Annotated in this window: 14 protein-coding genes and 1 pseudogene; 9 read left to right on the top strand and 6 right to left on the bottom strand. The window is 66.5% G+C overall.

Annotated features, from left to right (window positions below; all coding sequences use genetic code 11):
- The 5 genes from VB734_RS13135 to VB734_RS13115 all read left to right on the top strand — a co-directional run.
- A partial coding sequence (locus VB734_RS13135; protein ID WP_323243496.1) for a substrate-binding domain-containing protein occupies positions 1–467 on the top strand: 467 nt, incomplete at its 5' end.
- A gap of 207 nt (positions 468–674) precedes the next feature.
- The gene (locus tag VB734_RS13130; protein ID WP_323243495.1) at positions 675–1787 is read left to right on the top strand and encodes a UDP-2,3-diacylglucosamine diphosphatase; all 1113 of its coding nucleotides are present in this window, start codon (positions 675–677) and stop codon (positions 1785–1787) included.
- Between the two features lie 46 nt (positions 1788–1833).
- Entirely contained in the window at positions 1834–3012 is a 1179-nt protein-coding gene (locus VB734_RS13125) for a hypothetical protein (RefSeq protein WP_323243494.1), read from the top strand.
- A gap of 181 nt (positions 3013–3193) precedes the next feature.
- Positions 3194–3496, top strand: a complete 303-nt coding sequence (locus VB734_RS13120; protein WP_323243493.1) for a hypothetical protein — start codon at positions 3194–3196, stop codon at positions 3494–3496.
- A 70-nt stretch (positions 3497–3566) separates the two neighbouring features.
- On the top strand, positions 3567–3800 hold the full coding sequence (locus tag VB734_RS13115) for a FeoA family protein (RefSeq protein ID WP_323243492.1): 234 nt from the start codon (positions 3567–3569) through the stop codon (positions 3798–3800).
- Positions 3801–3814: 14 nt separating this feature from the next.
- On the opposite strand, the gene feoB is transcribed toward VB734_RS13115, so the two are convergent.
- Positions 3815–5794: a ferrous iron transport protein B gene (gene feoB, locus VB734_RS13110; RefSeq protein ID WP_323243491.1), complete on the bottom strand. Its 1980-nt coding sequence runs from the start codon at positions 5792–5794 to the stop codon at positions 3815–3817.
- A 67-nt stretch (positions 5795–5861) separates the two neighbouring features.
- The gene (locus VB734_RS13105; RefSeq protein ID WP_323243498.1) at positions 5862–6389 is read right to left on the bottom strand and encodes a ferritin; all 528 of its coding nucleotides are present in this window, start codon (positions 6387–6389) and stop codon (positions 5862–5864) included.
- Between the two features lie 190 nt (positions 6390–6579).
- On the opposite strand from VB734_RS13105, the gene VB734_RS13100 reads away from it, so the two are divergent.
- Entirely contained in the window at positions 6580–6795 is a 216-nt protein-coding gene (locus VB734_RS13100; RefSeq protein ID WP_323243490.1) for a hypothetical protein, read from the top strand.
- Between the two features lie 16 nt (positions 6796–6811).
- On the opposite strand, the gene fldA is transcribed toward VB734_RS13100, so the two are convergent.
- The 3 genes and pseudogenes from fldA to VB734_RS13085 all read right to left on the bottom strand — a co-directional run.
- Positions 6812–7336, bottom strand: coding sequence for a flavodoxin FldA (gene fldA / locus VB734_RS13095; protein WP_323243497.1), 525 nt, complete (start codon positions 7334–7336; stop codon positions 6812–6814).
- An 82-nt stretch (positions 7337–7418) separates the two neighbouring features.
- Positions 7419–7574, bottom strand: coding sequence for a hypothetical protein (locus VB734_RS13090; RefSeq protein WP_323243499.1), 156 nt, complete (start codon positions 7572–7574; stop codon positions 7419–7421).
- A gap of 335 nt (positions 7575–7909) precedes the next feature.
- Positions 7910–8103 (bottom strand): annotated as a pseudogene (locus VB734_RS13085) (GTP-binding protein); the annotation flags it as partial.
- 211 nt (positions 8104–8314) lie between these two features.
- Between VB734_RS13085 and pstS the strand changes: the two are divergent.
- Positions 8315–9322, top strand: a complete 1008-nt coding sequence (gene pstS / locus VB734_RS13080; RefSeq protein ID WP_323243489.1) for a phosphate ABC transporter substrate-binding protein PstS — start codon at positions 8315–8317, stop codon at positions 9320–9322.
- A gap of 218 nt (positions 9323–9540) precedes the next feature.
- Here pstS and VB734_RS13075 read toward each other — a convergent pair whose 3' ends face one another.
- Positions 9541–13557, bottom strand: coding sequence for a magnesium chelatase subunit H (locus tag VB734_RS13075; RefSeq protein ID WP_323243488.1), 4017 nt, complete (start codon positions 13555–13557; stop codon positions 9541–9543).
- A 137-nt stretch (positions 13558–13694) separates the two neighbouring features.
- On the opposite strand from VB734_RS13075, the gene dapB reads away from it, so the two are divergent.
- Positions 13695–14561: a 4-hydroxy-tetrahydrodipicolinate reductase gene (gene dapB, locus VB734_RS13070; protein ID WP_323243487.1), complete on the top strand. Its 867-nt coding sequence runs from the start codon at positions 13695–13697 to the stop codon at positions 14559–14561.
- Positions 14562–14580: 19 nt separating this feature from the next.
- Positions 14581–15228, top strand: coding sequence for a hypothetical protein (locus VB734_RS13065; RefSeq protein WP_323243486.1), 648 nt, complete (start codon positions 14581–14583; stop codon positions 15226–15228).
- Positions 15229–15315 lie beyond the last annotated feature (87 nt).

Genomic DNA, 15315 nt, shown 5'->3' with positions numbered 1-15315 from the left:
CTGGCGGCCGTGGCGCTGCTGGCGGCACTGGCGACTGTGCGGCCGCCCTGCGCCGCGCCGTCTACAGGCCGGCACGCTCCACGGACATCCTGCTGCAGGAGTTCATCAGCGGCGGCCCCAACGAAGGCGACCTGGCGCTGGTGTACGAGGCGTCGGCCCTGGCACGTCAGGGGGAAGCCGGCCGCCAGCGACCCGGGGGCTACGTGCTGCTGTTCCCCGATCCCACCATCGAGACGGTGCTGGCGGCCGCCGTGCTGCGTGGGGAGGCGGCCGGCCGGGCGGAGGACGGGGAGCGCTTCGTGGCGTACCTGCTGTCCCCTGAGGGCCAGGGGGTGCTCACCCGCCTGGGCTTCCGCGGAACCGATGGCGATGGCGGCAGCCCGGCGGCGCGGGGCGTGAAGCGCCTGCCGCCGCCCTCGCCGGAGCAGCGGGAAGAGCTGCTGCGCCTCTGGCAACAGGCCGGCTGAAGGGGCGATGACGTGCGCCGTGGTGTCCCTGGGCACGGGCAGCCGTGCGCCAGGCCACGGACAACGGCACGCCCAACTGCCGCAAGAATGTGGAAGGCAAAAGCGAAACATCGGCGCTGTTGGCTGACCCTTTCCCGGGCGTATTCAGCGCCGGAATCGTGTCACCATGGCAGCCCAAAGCTCCCTGCCAACCCTTCCTCGACGCGTGTGCTCAGCTGCGACGCCCTGTTCATCTCCGATCTGCATCTGGGCTCCAATCAATGCGAGGCCGGCCATCTGGCGGCCTTCCTGGAGTGCATCCGCCCCCGAACCCTCTATCTGGTCGGCGACATCATCGATCTGCAGGCGATCCGCTTCAACGCCAATGTCGATGCCACCTTTCTCACCGATCGGATCGACGCCCTGCTGGCCGGTGGCAGCGGTGATCCTCCGGCCAGCGAGGCACTCCAGGAGGCGCGGCTGCTGCGGGCCTCCCATCGCCGGGTGCTTGAGCGGTTCGAGGCCCTGCACCGGGCAGGGGTGGCGATCGTCTACATCCCCGGCAACCACGATGCCTACCTGCGGCGTCACGCCGGCCTGGAGCGGCCCGGATTCACCATCCGGCGCCAGGCCGTGTACCGCACCCCGGCCGGCCAGCGGTTGCTGGTGCGCCACGGCGACGAGTACGACCGGCTGATCCGCTTCCACGCCGACGCCGCTGAAGGGCTGGCCCGCCTGCAGGAGCACTACAGCGCTGGCATCAACGGCCTGCTGACCCCCTTCAACCGGCCGGCCGGCGGAGCACTGCCAGCGGGCTGGAACGCCGAGGCGATCCTGCAGGGCGCCGTGGATCTGCTGGCCAGCCACCGGGAATGGCCCATCCCGGTGAGCCGGGGCCTCAACTCCTCCGGTGGCTTCTCCCTGGCCTTCGTGCTCGAGAGTGCCCTCAAGAGCCGCACCGGCCACGACCGGCTGATCAAGCGCGGGATCGTCCGACACCTGCAGAGGGAACGGCAGGGCCCCGAGCCCCTCGACGGGCTGATCAACGGCCACACCCACATCCCCGAAGCCACCCCCCTGGCCCTGCCGGCCACCTGCGGCGACGACCGGGGCCCCTGCCACATCACCTACTACAACACCGGCAGCTGGGCCCGCAGCCAGCGCCGGCTGGGGCGCACGGCGCTGGTGGTGGCCCACAGCGGCAGGGTCGGCATGGTGCGCTTCGACCGGCGCCGGGGCATCGAGCCCTTCCAGCCGCCCCGCTTCCCCTTCAACACCTATGCGATGCGGCCCTGTCCTGGCTGCGGGCTCGGAGTGGCACACCTGGAGGCGACGGGTTGATGCGCTCACCCCCAATCCGGCCGATGCGCAGGATCATGCTGGACGCTTGAATGAAGCATCGTGGCCCCTGAATCCACCCGGCGGCAGCGAAGGAGAGACGCCCGTGAGAGTCGCCATCCTGGCCAATCGCGCCAACAGCTTCTACCGGCCCCTGGCGGAAGGCCTGGAGCGCATGTTCAAGGACATCGGTGTCGACACCATCCTTCTGTATGACGGTCTGACAGCGCTCCCCCGCAGGCCAGTGGCAGGGGCGGGAGCAGGGGCGAACTGGAAGGGAAAGCTGTTTCGAGTAGCACAAGAATGCGGCTCATGGCTGAACTATCGGAAGCTGCTTGGCCAGCTCAGGTCGGTGGACTTCGCCGTGATCGTGGGCCACATGCCCCGCGCCTTTTTCGATCACCTTATTGATGACCAAAAGCTACGTCGTGACGTTCCTCACCTGCCCATCGTTCTTTATGACCTGGTCTATCTGGGCAGTCGCGCCGACTGGGTGAAGTGGGTCCATGGTTGTGTGGCGAGCAGGGGTGTTACCAAAGGCAACCACTGGGGACTCAATCGCTATGATCACCATCTCTGCATCACCGAGGTCTCCGAGTATCCCGTATTGCCCGGAGCCGAGCACTTTTCACGTATCGGGATCAATCTGATCGATCCGTCCCTTGCCATTGAATCCAGGGAGATCTGTGCCCTCATTGATTTTGAGCGCCCCAATCACCTGCCCGAAAGGGCGATACAGATTCAGGCCTGCCTCGAGGCTGGCATCCCTTTCAAGGTGCTCCACGGCAGCTATTCCATGGCAGAGATCCGGAAGATCTACAGGAGCTGCAGCCTCTATTTCATTGCACACTGTGAATCATTCGGACTGCCAATCTGTGAAGTCCAGGCCTGTGGTGGTGTGATTCTGACGCCCTATGCCAACTGGTGTCACGCCCACTTCTTTGAAACACCGGAGCCTGGGCACAGCGGCCAATTGCCGGAGAACTTCATCGTTTACAACAATGACAAGCAACAGCTGGTCAGCGAGCTGAACAGACTCAAGCGGGACTACAACGCAGACACGGCCCTTGGGAATTTCAAGCGAGACCAGCCCCATCTCTACCGGGGGAACCTCGGCGAACTGGCCCGCGTCGTCGCCGGGATCAGGGATGGAACGATTCATTCAACCTCCCACCAGCATCATCCGACGCTGCAACAGCTCTCCGACGCCGTTGATGCGCGAACCTGATCCTGGCCCCAGCCCCTGGGCAGCGAGTGGGGGGGGTCAGGGTGAAGGCGCAGCTGGCACTGGCCGAGGCCATGGCATCACCGACTGGTGATACCTGCAACATGGTTCTGTTCCAAATTCGACCCGAAGGATGGAAGTCTCTGTTTAGCCTTGGGAGCCTCAAGCGTTACCACGTCGAACGATGACGATGTCCTATCCGCCTGCAATCTGGGACTTCATGGGCTGCCGGATCGAGACAACTTCAGAGACCCACGAGGTGCTCAACCGGATCAGACGCGGCGATTCGATGCCATCGATTCTGCTCGATCATCCCCAGCTGACCCAGGCCCAGATCGGCCTGGCCCGGCATCTGCAGGACCAGGAACGGGAATTGCATCGGCTCTACAGCCAGCTGCAGGATGTGGAGCGACTGAAAATGCAGGTGGAGCGTGATCTTGCCACGTCACTGCTGCGGGCGCTTCAGCCGTCCACGGCGTCCCGATGACCGAACCAGCCACCGGCACAGAAGTTGCCGTGGAGGGTTCTAAACTGATTGTCCAAGAGAGACTGCTGTCATGCCCCTCAGTCAGGTTCCTGCGGGTGCCAGGGTTTTGATCGGCTCCCTGCCAAGCCATCCCGGCCTGCAGCGTCGGCTGCTGTCCATGGGGGTGCGACCCGGTGCGGAAGTGGAAGTGCTGCGGCGCGGCAAGCCCGGGGGCATCCTGCATCTGGCCAGTGGGCTTCTGGAGTTCATGCTCCGCCACGAACATGCCGCCGAAATGGATGTGCACACGATCGCTTCGGATTGATCGGCGCAGGGTGATCAGCGCAGGGACAGGATCAACCCTCCCCCCTGATAGACGATGAAGGCCAGCAGCCAGGCCAGCACCAGGGACCAGCCCAGGGACAACAGGGCGAAGCTGCGGCTCCTGGCTTCCTGGATCTGGGCCGCCACCGTGCCCAGGCAGGGGGTGTAGAGCAGCACGAATGTCATGAAACTCAGCGACTGCAACGGTGTGATGGCCCCCTGAATCGCGCCGCCCAGGTCGGTTTCGGTGGTTCTGTAGATCACCGCCATGGCTCCCAGCAGGATCTCCTTGGCGATGAAGCCGAAGAACAGGGACACGGTGAGCTCCGGGTTCATGCCGATCGGCCCCAGCAACGGCTGGAAGAGCGCTCCGATACCTCCGGCCAGGGTGCGGCCCGATCCCTCCGCCGCACCCGGGGGAAGGTTGGTGAGCAGCCAGATGGCGGCGGCACCCACGATGATGAAGACGCGGGTGGTGACCAGAAAGTTCAGCATCGAGGTCCAGCCACGGCGCAGGATGGTGGCCAGGCTGGGGGCCCGGTAGGGGGGCAGCTCCAGCACGAAGGCCTCCTCACTCGGGTAGGCCCGCTGGAACACCAGGCCCGTGATCACGGCGGCCAGGAAACTCATTCCGTAGAAGCCGAACAGCACCAGTCCCGGCGCCCACCAGGGCCTGGGAAAGAACACGCCGGCCATGAACAGAAACACCGTCAACCTGGCTTGGCAGAGTGCAAAGGGAATGCACAGCATCGCCAGCAGGCGCATGCCCCGATCCCGGATCACCCGGGTTCCCATGATCGAGGGCACGTTGCAGCCGAAGCCCATGACCTGCAGCACGAAGGCACGGCCATCCAGTCCCAGCCAGTGCATGAAGCCATCCATCAGAAAGGCGGCACGCGGCAGATAGCCCGAGTCCTCGATGATGGCCATCAGGACGTAGAACACGAAGATCAGGGGCAGGAAGGTGGCCACCGTGCTCACCCCCAGCCAGAGGCCGTCCAGCAGGAAGCGCCGCAACCAGTCCGGCGAGCCCAGCCCCTGCAGCGCCGGCTCCAGCCCGTTGGCCTGGATCCAGTCGAGCCCCGTCCCCAGCAGGTCCTGCAGCGGAGCGGTGACCGCATACAGCACCTGGAACAGCGCCAGCACGATCCCCAGGAACAGCACCACGCCGACCAGGGGATGGAGCAGCACCCGATCCACCAGACGGGTGCGGCGATTCAGCATCCGCTCCGGCAGCGTCACGTGGCGGGCCACCAGCTCCTGCAGGCGATCGTCCAGGGGCTGGGGATCGCACAGGGGATCCCCCGGGCTGGCCACCGGTCCCTGGCTGGCCGGCCTGGCACTCCCGTTCTCGCCCCAGCGATGCAGCTGCTCGAGGAGCGCGGCGATGCCCTGGTTGTGCCGGGCGCTCACCGGAATCACGGGGATGCCGAGATCCTCAGCCAACCCCGGGTGATCGATCCGAAGGCCGAAGCGACGGGCCTCATCGCTCATGTTCAGCGCCGCCACGACCGGCAGGCCCAGCTGCCGGATCTGCAGCAGCAGCCGCAGCTGGCTGGCGATCTGGCTGGCATTGAGCACCACCAGCACCAGATCGGGCGGCGTGTGGCGCAGGAAGCGCTGCAGCACGGCCTCGTCCTCACTGCTGCCGCTCAGGTCGTGGATCCCGGGGAGATCCACCAGCTCGTAGGTGGTGCCATGGTGGTCGGTCGGCATCGGCCCCCGCAGCAGCTCCACCGTGAGGCCGGGCCAGTTGGCAATCTGCGCGTGGCCGCCCGTGAGCCGGTTGTAGAGGGTCGACTTGCCGGTGTTGGGCATGCCCAGAAGGGCGACCTGCCATCCGGAACCCCGTCCTCCGCCTCTCCCGCAGCCATGGCAGGCGCCGCTGCCGCCCCAGCGCCAGCCCGCCCGTAGCTGCAGGCGACGCTCCGCCCGATCCCCGCAGGAGGGGCAGGGCTCGGCAGGAGCCGGGGTGGCGCGCTCAGGAGCGGGCATGGAGGCCACGGGCAGGCGGAATCAACCGAATCGGGATAACACAGTCGTGACATGCCATCATCGCGCCTCAGACGCCGGTGGCGCCGCTGAGGCCGCCCTTGACATGGGCCAGGGCCGTTCCCTCCAGGAACTGCTGGTCCAGCAGCAGCAGGGCGGCACTGTTGTCGCCCGCCAGGCGCAGACGCTTGCGCACGAAGCGGGCCTCGGCCTCCTCCTGGAGCTGCTCGGCCACGAACCAGTCGAGCATGGCCGTGGCGCTGCGTTCGCCCACATCCTCCGCCATGGCATAGAGACGGTTGATGGAGGCGGTGACCCCCTTCTCCATGTCGTAGACCTGATCGAACAGCCCCTGCACCGACGGCCAGCTGCGTTCCGGAGCCTCGATGGTGGGCAGCTCCACCTGCTCATCGCTGTCGACCAGGTAGGCGATCATGCGGGCCGCATGATTGCGCTCCTCCTGGCTCTTTTCGAGCATGTAAGTGGAGAATCCGGCCAGATCCTTCTCCCGCAGCCAGATCGACATGGCCAGGTAAGTGTGGCCGGCCTGAAACTCTGCGGCGAGATGTTGATTAATGGCGGAGGTGAGCTCTTTCACAGGCATGGCAGGGGTGTCCTGCCTATCCCTAGCCAGGTCCAGGCAGCGAAACCGCCCCATTCACACAATCTGATGTGACATTGGTCACCGACGCCATCCAGGGTCAGCAAAGGCACCGTCTGTTGTGTGCTTCGGGAACATCATCCGGTAGGAGATCGACAGATTGATCGCTCCCACGGGCCGACCAGCCATGACCAGTCTTCCCTCTTCCGAGGATGACGCCCAGCTGCGACGCGTCCTCGCCCTCACCCATCAAAGGGACTGGTGCATGGAGCGCCTGTCCCAGCTGTCTCTCGATGGCCGCATGGAGGAGGCGAGGGCCATCACGGCCGAGCACCTTGAGCTTCTGGAAACCCTCGATGCCCGCCGCAGCCTGTGGGTGCGCATCGAGAGAGACGACGCCTGAGGGAGGGTGGGGCTGCTCAGGTCAGCAAGGCCACCATCTCCCGATTCAGCTGCGCGGCCCAGCCACGGAGCCGGTCGTCGGTGAGATCGGGCTCGGAGTCCTCATCGATCGGCAGGCCGCAGAAGCGACCATTGATGACACTTTTGGACGCATGGAAGGTGTAGCCCTCGACGGGCACCGATCCCACCAGCCGGGCCCCGCTCTTCCGGAAGGCGCTGTGGAGTTCTTCCATGGCATCGCAGAAATAATCGCTGTAGCTGGAGGAATCGCCCAGACCCAGAATCGCCACGGGCTTACCAGTGAGATTCAGATCGGAAATCGCTTCCACATGGGAATCCCAGGCTGTTCCCGAGCGAAAGGAATCCGCGCCTGTGTTCCAGGTGGGAACGCAGCAGATCAAGGCATCCGCACGACAGAAGTCCTGCGCAGAGCTGAGAGTGTCGACATCGCACGTTTGGGTGGGACAATCCAGAAAGCTCGCCAGACGCTGGGCGATGTCTTCGGTCTTTCCCGTGGATGTAGCGAAGAAAATGGTGATCATGGAAGCCATCATCAGGCTCCTTCGGTCCATCGATTCCATCCGCGCCCAACTCAGGCAAGGGCACGATTCCAGGTAGCCGGGGTTACGGCACCAGAGCCTCCAGCAACCGCCGCCCCAGCAAGGCGCCGAACTCCTGGTGCAGGCCGAGCCGGGCGGGGAGGCGCATCACCCCATTGGCGGCCTGGGCCAGTCGCTCCATCACCCGGGTGGGGCGGGGCGGGGCCGCCGGCGGCAGCACGACCTGGAACGGACAGTGCAGACGGTGGGCCTGCTCCAGCCACCAGCCACACTCACCAGCGGCCTCGAGCCCGCCGCTGCTGCTGCCGCAGGCGATCGGGTGTCAGCAGGCCTGGATCCAGCCACACGTGCCGCCGCAGCCAGCCGAAACGCCCCGGCGGCCACCACGGTCAGGGGGCCATGCGGACGGGCTTCCAGGTCGGTGAAGACCGCCTCAAGGCTGGAGCACAGCAGGGCAGCGTCGAAGACGAGCGCCGGGCGGTCCGTGTCACCGAAGCCCGGCCCGTCGAAAACTCGCCAGCTGGACCTGGTCGTGCGTGGCCGCGACCAGGGCCAGCAGCAGCAGCCAGACGGGAGACCCCTGGAGTCCTTAGTGGCCACCACCAGCTCATGATGATGCCGATCGCACCGAACGCGTTGACCAGCACGGCGGTGCGCGCCCCCTGCTGGCTGGAGAGGATGCGGTTGAGCCGGGTGGTCTTGCCGGCGCCGAGGAAGCCGGTGATCACGGTGACGGGGATCTGGACCATGGGGGTCGGGACGGACAGCCGCTCAGCCGCAGGCAGGACTGATCACAGTTCTCGTTCTGGACCTTCGCCGTCCCGCTGCCGCTCCAGCCGAGCCGCCCGGAGCCGAGCCGCCCATTGGGTGATTCATTCCTTGAACGCCCGTTAACCTCTTCATAACACCAACGGTCAAAGCGGGTTGCTATTCATAACTCGCACCCGAATGGCATTTCTGATGACCTTCGCGAAGAAGGCCCTGATTCTCTCCGCTGCCAGTGCTGTCACGGCTGGGCTTGCGGTTCCGGTGATCGCCCAGAGCAATTCGATCAACGGCGCCGGGGCCAGCTTTCCCGCTCCCGCCTATCAGCGCTGGGCGGTGGAATTTGCCAGGGAAACCAAGCGGCAGGTCAACTACCAGTCGGTGGGTTCCGGCGCCGGTGTGCGCCAGTTCCACGCCGGCAGCGTTGATTTCGGCGCCACCGATGAAGAGCTGAGCGCCTCCAAGGGTGAATTCACCAAAGGCGTCACCGCCAAGCGCGGTGCCCTGCAGATCCCGATGATGGGCGGCACCGTCACCCCGGCCTACAACAATCCCGGCTGCAAGAACCTCAAGCTCACCCAGCGTCAGGTGGCCGACATCTTCCTCGGCAAGATCAAGACCTGGGATCAGCTGAAGTGCGGCAAAGGGCCGATCACCGTGGTCCACCGTTCCGACGGCTCCGGCACCACCGCCGTGTTCACCAACTCCCTCTCCTGCTTCTCGCCCGAGTGGAAGTCGAAGGTGGGATCCTCCAAGGCCGTCAAGTGGCCCGTGGGCGTCGGCGGCAAGGGCAATGAGGGCGTGGCCGGCCTGATCCAGAACACCCCCGGTTCGATCGGTTACCTCAACCAGGCCTTCGTGAAGGGCAAGATCACCCCGGCGGCCCTCCAGAACAAGGCTGGCCGCTTCGTGCTGGCCAACGACGTCACCGGAGCGGCGGCTCTGAACGGCATCAAGCTGGATGCCCGCCTCGGCGGTGAGGACTGCAACCCGGCCGGCGCCAACGCCTTCCCGATCGCCTCCTTCACCTGGATCCTGGCCTACCAGCGCGGCAATGGTGCCAAGACCGACACCATCAAGCAGTTCCTGAACTGGGGCCTCTCGCCCAAGGGCCAGAACATTGCCAAGTCCCTGGATTACGTGCCCCTCACCGGTGCCGTCCTGGCCCGGGCCCGCGCCGCGGTGGCCAAGATCGGCCGTTGAATCTGGTTTCCATTGCAGCCACTCTCTGGGGCCGAGCAAAGAACATCCAAGGGGGCTACGGCCCCCTTTTTCTTTGGGGGCCGGTGCTCTATGCAGCATCGAACTGCGACGAACAAGCGAAGGCGGCAGTCACGATCCCGCCCAAGGGCGCGGAGACCGCCCCCGCTTCTGGAGCCTCTCAAGCCGGGCGAGCAACCGGCGACGGTGAGGAGCGGGAATTACCCGCTGACGCCTTCGATCCGGTCCTCGATCTCCTGGTAGATCTCCTGGAGCTGGGCGATGTTCTCGTCGGAGGTCTCCCAGTAGCCGCGGCCATTCACCTCCAGCAGCGTGCCGACGATGCGGCGGAAGCTGTGGGGGTTGAGGTCCATCAGCCGCTTGCGCATCTCGGGGTCGTTGATGAAGGTGTCGTTGGCCTCCTCATAGACGAAGTTGTCGACGGCGCCGCTGGTGGCACTCCAGCCGAGGGTGAAGTTCAGCCGCTTGGCCACCTCCCGCACCCCCTCGTAACCGGAATCGAGCATGCCCTCGTACCACTTGGGGTTGAGCAGCTTGGTGCGCGAATCGAGGCGGATGGTCTCGCTCAGGGAGCGCACCTGGGCATTGGCCGTCGTGGTGTCGGCGATGTAGCTGGTGGGGGCCTTGCCGTCGTCGCGCAGGCCGGCGATCAGCTTGGTGGGGTCGGAGTCGAAGTAATGGCTCACATCGGTGAGCGAGATCTCCGCCGAATCCAGGTTCTGGAAGGTGACATCGGCGGTCTTCATCGCCGATTCGAACACCTCCCGGTTCTGGTTCATCTCGCCGGGGTTGTCGGCGTTGAAGGCAAAGGTCTTGCGGGAGAGGTACATCTCCTGCAGCTCGCCTTCCTCCTCCCAGGTGCTGTTCTCCACCGCCAGGTTGACGTTGGAGGAGTAGCTGCCGCTGGCATTGGAGAACACCCGGGTGGCGGCGTCACGCAGGGAGATGCCCTGGGCGGCGGCCTGCTCCTGGCTGTGCTTGCGCACGAAGTTCAGCTCCAGGGGCTCGTCGGCCTCGGCCGCCATCTTCACGCCCTGGTCGATCAGGGCCATCTGGTTGATGAACAGGTCGCGGAACACGCCCGAGCAGTTCACCACCACGTCGATGCGGGGCCGGCCCAGCTCCTCGAGCGAGATCAGTTCCAGCTTGTTCACCCGGCCGAGGGAATCGGCCATGGGACGCACGCCGATGAACCAGAGGATCTGGGCGAGGGATTCGCCGTAGGTCTTGATGTTGTCGGTGCCCCAGAGCACGCAGGCGATCGTTTCCGGCCAGGTGCCCTGCTCGGCCTTCTGGCGCTCGATCAGCCGGTCGACCACCACCTTGGCGGCGGCGATGGCCGCCCGGGTGGGGATGGCCTGGGGATCGAGGGCGTGGATGTTCTTGCCGCTGGGCAGCACGCCGGGATTGCGGATCGGATCACCGCCGGGACCCGGCAGCACATACTCGCCGTCGAGGGCCCGCAGCAGGCTCTCCATCTCCATGTCGGCGCAGATCTGCTCCAGGCAGAAGCGCAGGTAGGCGAACTGGCGATCCAGCTCGGCGACATCCACATCCGGGAACCCGGCCTGGCGGCAGGCGCTCAGCCAGGGGGAGGGCAAGCGGTAGCCGAATCGCTCCAGCAGCTCGAAGAACCAGCCGAAGTTGCGCCGCAAGGTGACGCGGCCATCGGCGCCGGTGACCTCCCGGACCATGGCGCCCACCGCCGAACGGCAGGCCTCGGTGATCACCCGGTTGAGTTCCACATCCGCCAGCACGCCTTCATCGTTACCGCGGTACACCTCGGCAATGGTGCGGCCGCGGCTTTCCGCCAGCAGGCCGGGCAGGGAACGCAGACCCTCCTCCTCCCGCTCCAGGGCGGCGATGCTCACCAGGGTGGCGACCGCCTCCTCGGCGGTGGGCGGCTTACCGATGGTGTGCAGGCCGCAGGGGAGCAGCCGGCTCTCGATCTCCATCAACTGGCGGTACACGGCTCCCACCACGCCATCCCGGCCGTCGAGGTCGAGGGCTGCCGCATCGGCATCCCCCTCGGGCAGCTCAACGTCTTTGTCGAGGTTGCACTGGCGGGCGGTTTCGATGATCGCGTTGACGATCTGCACCCCTCGGGAGCTCTCGCGCAGCTGCTGGTAGGAGCCCACCAGTTCGCCCAGCTCCTTGAGGCCCTTGTAGAGGCCGGCGTTCTCCGCCGGCGGGGTGAGGTAGCTGATGGTGGAGGCGTAGCCCCGCCGCTTGGCGATGGTGGCTTCGCTCGGGTTGTTGGCGGCGTAGTAGTAGAGGTTGGGCAGGGCCCCGATCAGCGAATCGGGGTAGCAGGTCTCGCTCATGCCCATCTGCTTGCCGGGCATGAACTCCAGGGAGCCGTGGGTGCCGAAGTGCAGCACCGCATCGGCGCCCCAGACCTTCTCCAGGTAGGTGTAGTAGGCGGCGAAGCCGTGGTGGGGGCTGGCGCTGCGGGAATAGAGCAGGCGCATCGGATCGCCCTCGTAGCCAAAGGTGGGCTGCACCCCCACGAACACGTTGCCGAAGTGGCGGCCATAGATGAGCAGGTTGGTGCCGTCGGAGTTGAGGGAGCCGGGGGGCTTGCCCCAGTTCTCTTCGAGGCGCTCGGAATAGGGGGTGAGCCGCTCGTATTCCTCGACGCTCATGCGGTGGGCGATCGCCAGTTCGGGGGCCCCCTGCAGGGCCTCCGGATCGCTGAGCACCGCCTCCATCAGTTCCTTGGGCGTGCGGGGCATGGCCTCCACCGTGTAGCCCTTGGCCTTCATCTCCTCCAGCACGCGGAAGATCGAGCCGAAGACGTCCAGGTAGGCGGCGGTGCCCACGTTGCCCTTGTCGGGGGGGAAGCTGAATACGGTGATCGCCAGCTTCTTCTCGGCGCGGGGCTTGATCCGCAGCGAGGCCCAGCGGATGGCCCGCTCGGCGATCGCATCCACCCGGTCCTGGAGGGTGTGGGCCTTGCCGGTGGCGTCGTCGCGCCCCGAGAGCACGATCGGTTCGATGGCGCCGTCGAGCTCGGGAATGGCGATCTGCAGGGCCACCTGCACCGGGTGCAGCCCCAGATCGCTCTCCTCCCACTCCTGGGTGGTCTGGAAGACCAGGGGCAGGGCCACCATGTAGGGCCGGTTGAGCCGCTTGAGGGTCTCGACGGCCTTGGGATGGTCCTGGCGGGCCGGGCCGCCCACCAGGGCGAAGCCGGTGAGGCTCACCACCCCGTCCACCAGGGGCTGGTCCGGGTTGAGGGGGTCGTAGAAGAAGGAGGAGACGGGCCGGGAGAAGTCGAGGCCGCCGCAGAACACGGGGATCACCGTCGCGCCGCGGTATTCGAGTTCCTGGATCACGGCCACGTAGTGGGCCTCATCGCCAGTGACGATGTGGCTGCGCTGCAGCACCAGGCCGATCACCGGACCCCGGCGGGCCTTCTCGCTCAGATCACTGCGGCTGGCGCTCCAGTTGAGGTACTCCTTGAGGTCCTCGAACATGCCCGGCGCCATCGGGTGCCAGATGCCCAGGTCCGGGAAGACCACCGGGTCGGCCACCGTCAGCTGGGGCCGGCCCAGCTCCGCCTTCCCGAAGACGTAGCGGTCGGCCAGCATCAGCAGGAAGTTGCGCAGGTTGTCCGGCGTTCCCCCCAGCCAGTACTGGAAGCTGAGCATGAAGGAACGGGCATCCTGCGCCTTCTCCACCGGCAGGTACTTGAGCACCGTCGGCAGGGTGTTCAGCAGCTTGAGCATGGCGTCCTGGAAGCCGGCCCCGTTGGCTTCCTTGCGCTTGCGCATGAACTGGGCGATGGCGCTCTTGCTCTGGCCCAGCTGGGCCATCGAGAAGGTGCCCAGCTTGTTGAGGCGCATCACCTCCGGCATCGACGGGAACACCACCACCGCCTTGAGCCGGTCGCGGTGGGGGGCCACCGCCTCCACCACCTTCTGGGCCAGGTCCTCGATGAAGATCAGCGAGGCGATGAAGACGTCGGCGGCCGCCACGTCGGCGCAGAAGTCGGCGTAGTTGGCCGGATCGCGCAGCTCCTCGATCAGGTAGCCGCTCAGCTCCACCGCCAGGGGACCGTTCTGGTCGTTGAGGCCGGTGGCGGCGGTGGTGAGGGCGTTCTGGTACTGGGGTTCGAGCACCACGTAGACGGCCTTCATCACCACCCGGTCGTTGGCGCCATCGGTGGGGGCAGGGCTGACCCGGCGGCTGGCGGAACGGACCTGCGTGAACATGCGGCGGATGCGTTGAGCAATGTGAAGCAGCCTACGGAGGTCCCGTCGGGGACGCGATCGGTTGCAGCGCAGCGTTACAGGCTGGGGCCCTGCCGGTGGGCCGGGCCACATAGGCTCGCCTGGAATGCCCACCGCCCATGACCGCGACCTCCCCGTCCCCAGCAGAGCCGGCACCGATCCCGGTGGTGGTGGCCGGGGCCCTGGGCCGGATGGGCGCCGAGGTGATCAAGGCCGTGGTGGCGGCCCCCGACTGCACCCTGGTGGGGGCGATCGACACCACCCCGGGCCGCGAAGGCGAGGACGTCGGACTGGCCCTCGGGCTGGGGGACCTGGAGGTGGCGATCAGCGCCGACTTCGAGGGCAGCCTCTGCCAGGCGAGCCAGGCGGTGCGGCAGTCCGGCCCCGGCGGCGGCGCGGTGCTGGTGGACTTCACCCACCCCAGCGTCGTCTATGAGCACTGCCGCGGCGCCTTCGCCTACGGCGTCCACCCGGTGATCGGCACCACCGGCCTGCGCCCCGACCAGCTGGCCGATCTGGCCGCGTTCGCCGAGAAGGCCTCGATGGGCGGGGCGGTGATTCCCAACTTCTGCGTGGGCATGGTGCTGCTGCAGCAGGCGGCGGCGGCGGCGGCCCGCTTCTACGACTACGCCGAGCTCACCGAGCTGCACCACAACCGCAAGGCCGATGCCCCCAGCGGCACCTGCCTCAAGACCGCGGAGCTGATGGAGGAGCTGGGCAAGAGCTTCAACCCCCTGCAGGTGGAGGAGCACGAGAGCCTGGCCGGCTGCCGCGGCGGCCTGCGGGAGAGCGGCCTGCGGCTTCACTCGGTGCGGCTGCCCGGGCTGGTGGCCCACCAGGAGGTGATGTTCGGATCGCCCGGCGAGACCTACACCCTGCGCCACGACACGATCGACCGCAGCGCCTACATGCCCGGCGTGCTGCTCACGGTGCGCAAGGTGCGCCGCCTGGGCGGCCTGATCTACGGCCTCGAGAGGCTGCTGTGAGCCGCCACCCCGTCAACCGATGCTGATTCCCCTCAAACCCGGCGAACTGTTCCGCCTGATCCCGGCGGTGGCCACCGGCCCCCAGTTCACGGCCTGCAGCGGCGATCCGCGCAAGCTGCTGCAGCGGGTGCTGATCTCGGTGATCGGCGGGGTGATCGCCCTGCTGATCAGCCAGGTGCTCCTGTTCCGCAGCCAGGCCGGCCCGGTGTTCCTGGTGGTGGGCTTCGTCTTCCTTCTCTATGTGCTGTGGGGGCCGATCCTGGAGGCGGGACGGCGCAACGCGCTGCTGCGGCGCTACCCGGCGGCCGCCATCTTCGAGGGGGTGGTGGCCGACCAGTTCCGGCGGGAGGTGGTGGAGAACCGCCGGGAGCAGGCCAATCGGCAGGGGCGCCTGGAGCTGGTGGAGAACCGGCGCACCTGGCTGTGCCTGGAGCTGGAAGATGAGGACGGCTACCTGGGTCAGATCCGTTTCCCGCTGGAGAAGAAGCACGAGCAGATCCGGCGCGGCATGGTGATCCGCTGCCTGGTGCTGAGTGAGCGCAAGGACTTCTCCCGCATCGGGGCCCTCTCGGATGGCTGGCTGCCCCAGCTGAAGCAGTGGGTGGGCGAGTACCCGTATCTGCTGCGGCCGGCCTTCGAGGAGCTCTGCCTGCGGCGGCTGGGGTGAGGGATGCTGGACGCATTCGAAACAATGCGTTACAATTCTCGCAACACTTCTCAAGGAGTTCTCCCATGACCGCCGCCACCCCCACCG

Source organism: Synechococcus sp. BA-124 BA4, assembly GCF_034931165.1.
This window is presented reverse-complemented; position numbering and strand designations above follow the sequence as displayed.

What these genes read in the sequence shown, in the direction of transcription:
- VB734_RS13115 (WP_323243492.1), top strand. Translation starts at nt 3,567, where the DNA reads ATGCCCCTCAGTCAGGTTCCTGCGGGTGCCAGGGTTTTGATCGGCTCC.
- feoB (WP_323243491.1), bottom strand. Translation starts at nt 5,794, where the DNA reads ATGCCCGCTCCTGAGCGCGCCACCCCGGCTCCTGCCGAGCCCTGCCCC.
- pstS (WP_323243489.1), top strand. Translation starts at nt 8,315, where the DNA reads ATGACCTTCGCGAAGAAGGCCCTGATTCTCTCCGCTGCCAGTGCTGTC.
- VB734_RS13120 (WP_323243493.1), top strand. Translation starts at nt 3,194, where the DNA reads ATGACGATGTCCTATCCGCCTGCAATCTGGGACTTCATGGGCTGCCGG.
- VB734_RS13075 (WP_323243488.1), bottom strand. Translation starts at nt 13,557, where the DNA reads ATGTTCACGCAGGTCCGTTCCGCCAGCCGCCGGGTCAGCCCTGCCCCC.
- dapB (WP_323243487.1), top strand. Translation starts at nt 13,695, where the DNA reads ATGACCGCGACCTCCCCGTCCCCAGCAGAGCCGGCACCGATCCCGGTG.
- VB734_RS13100 (WP_323243490.1), top strand. Translation starts at nt 6,580, where the DNA reads ATGACCAGTCTTCCCTCTTCCGAGGATGACGCCCAGCTGCGACGCGTC.
- VB734_RS13065 (WP_323243486.1), top strand. Translation starts at nt 14,581, where the DNA reads ATGCTGATTCCCCTCAAACCCGGCGAACTGTTCCGCCTGATCCCGGCG.
- fldA (WP_323243497.1), bottom strand. Translation starts at nt 7,336, where the DNA reads ATGATCACCATTTTCTTCGCTACATCCACGGGAAAGACCGAAGACATC.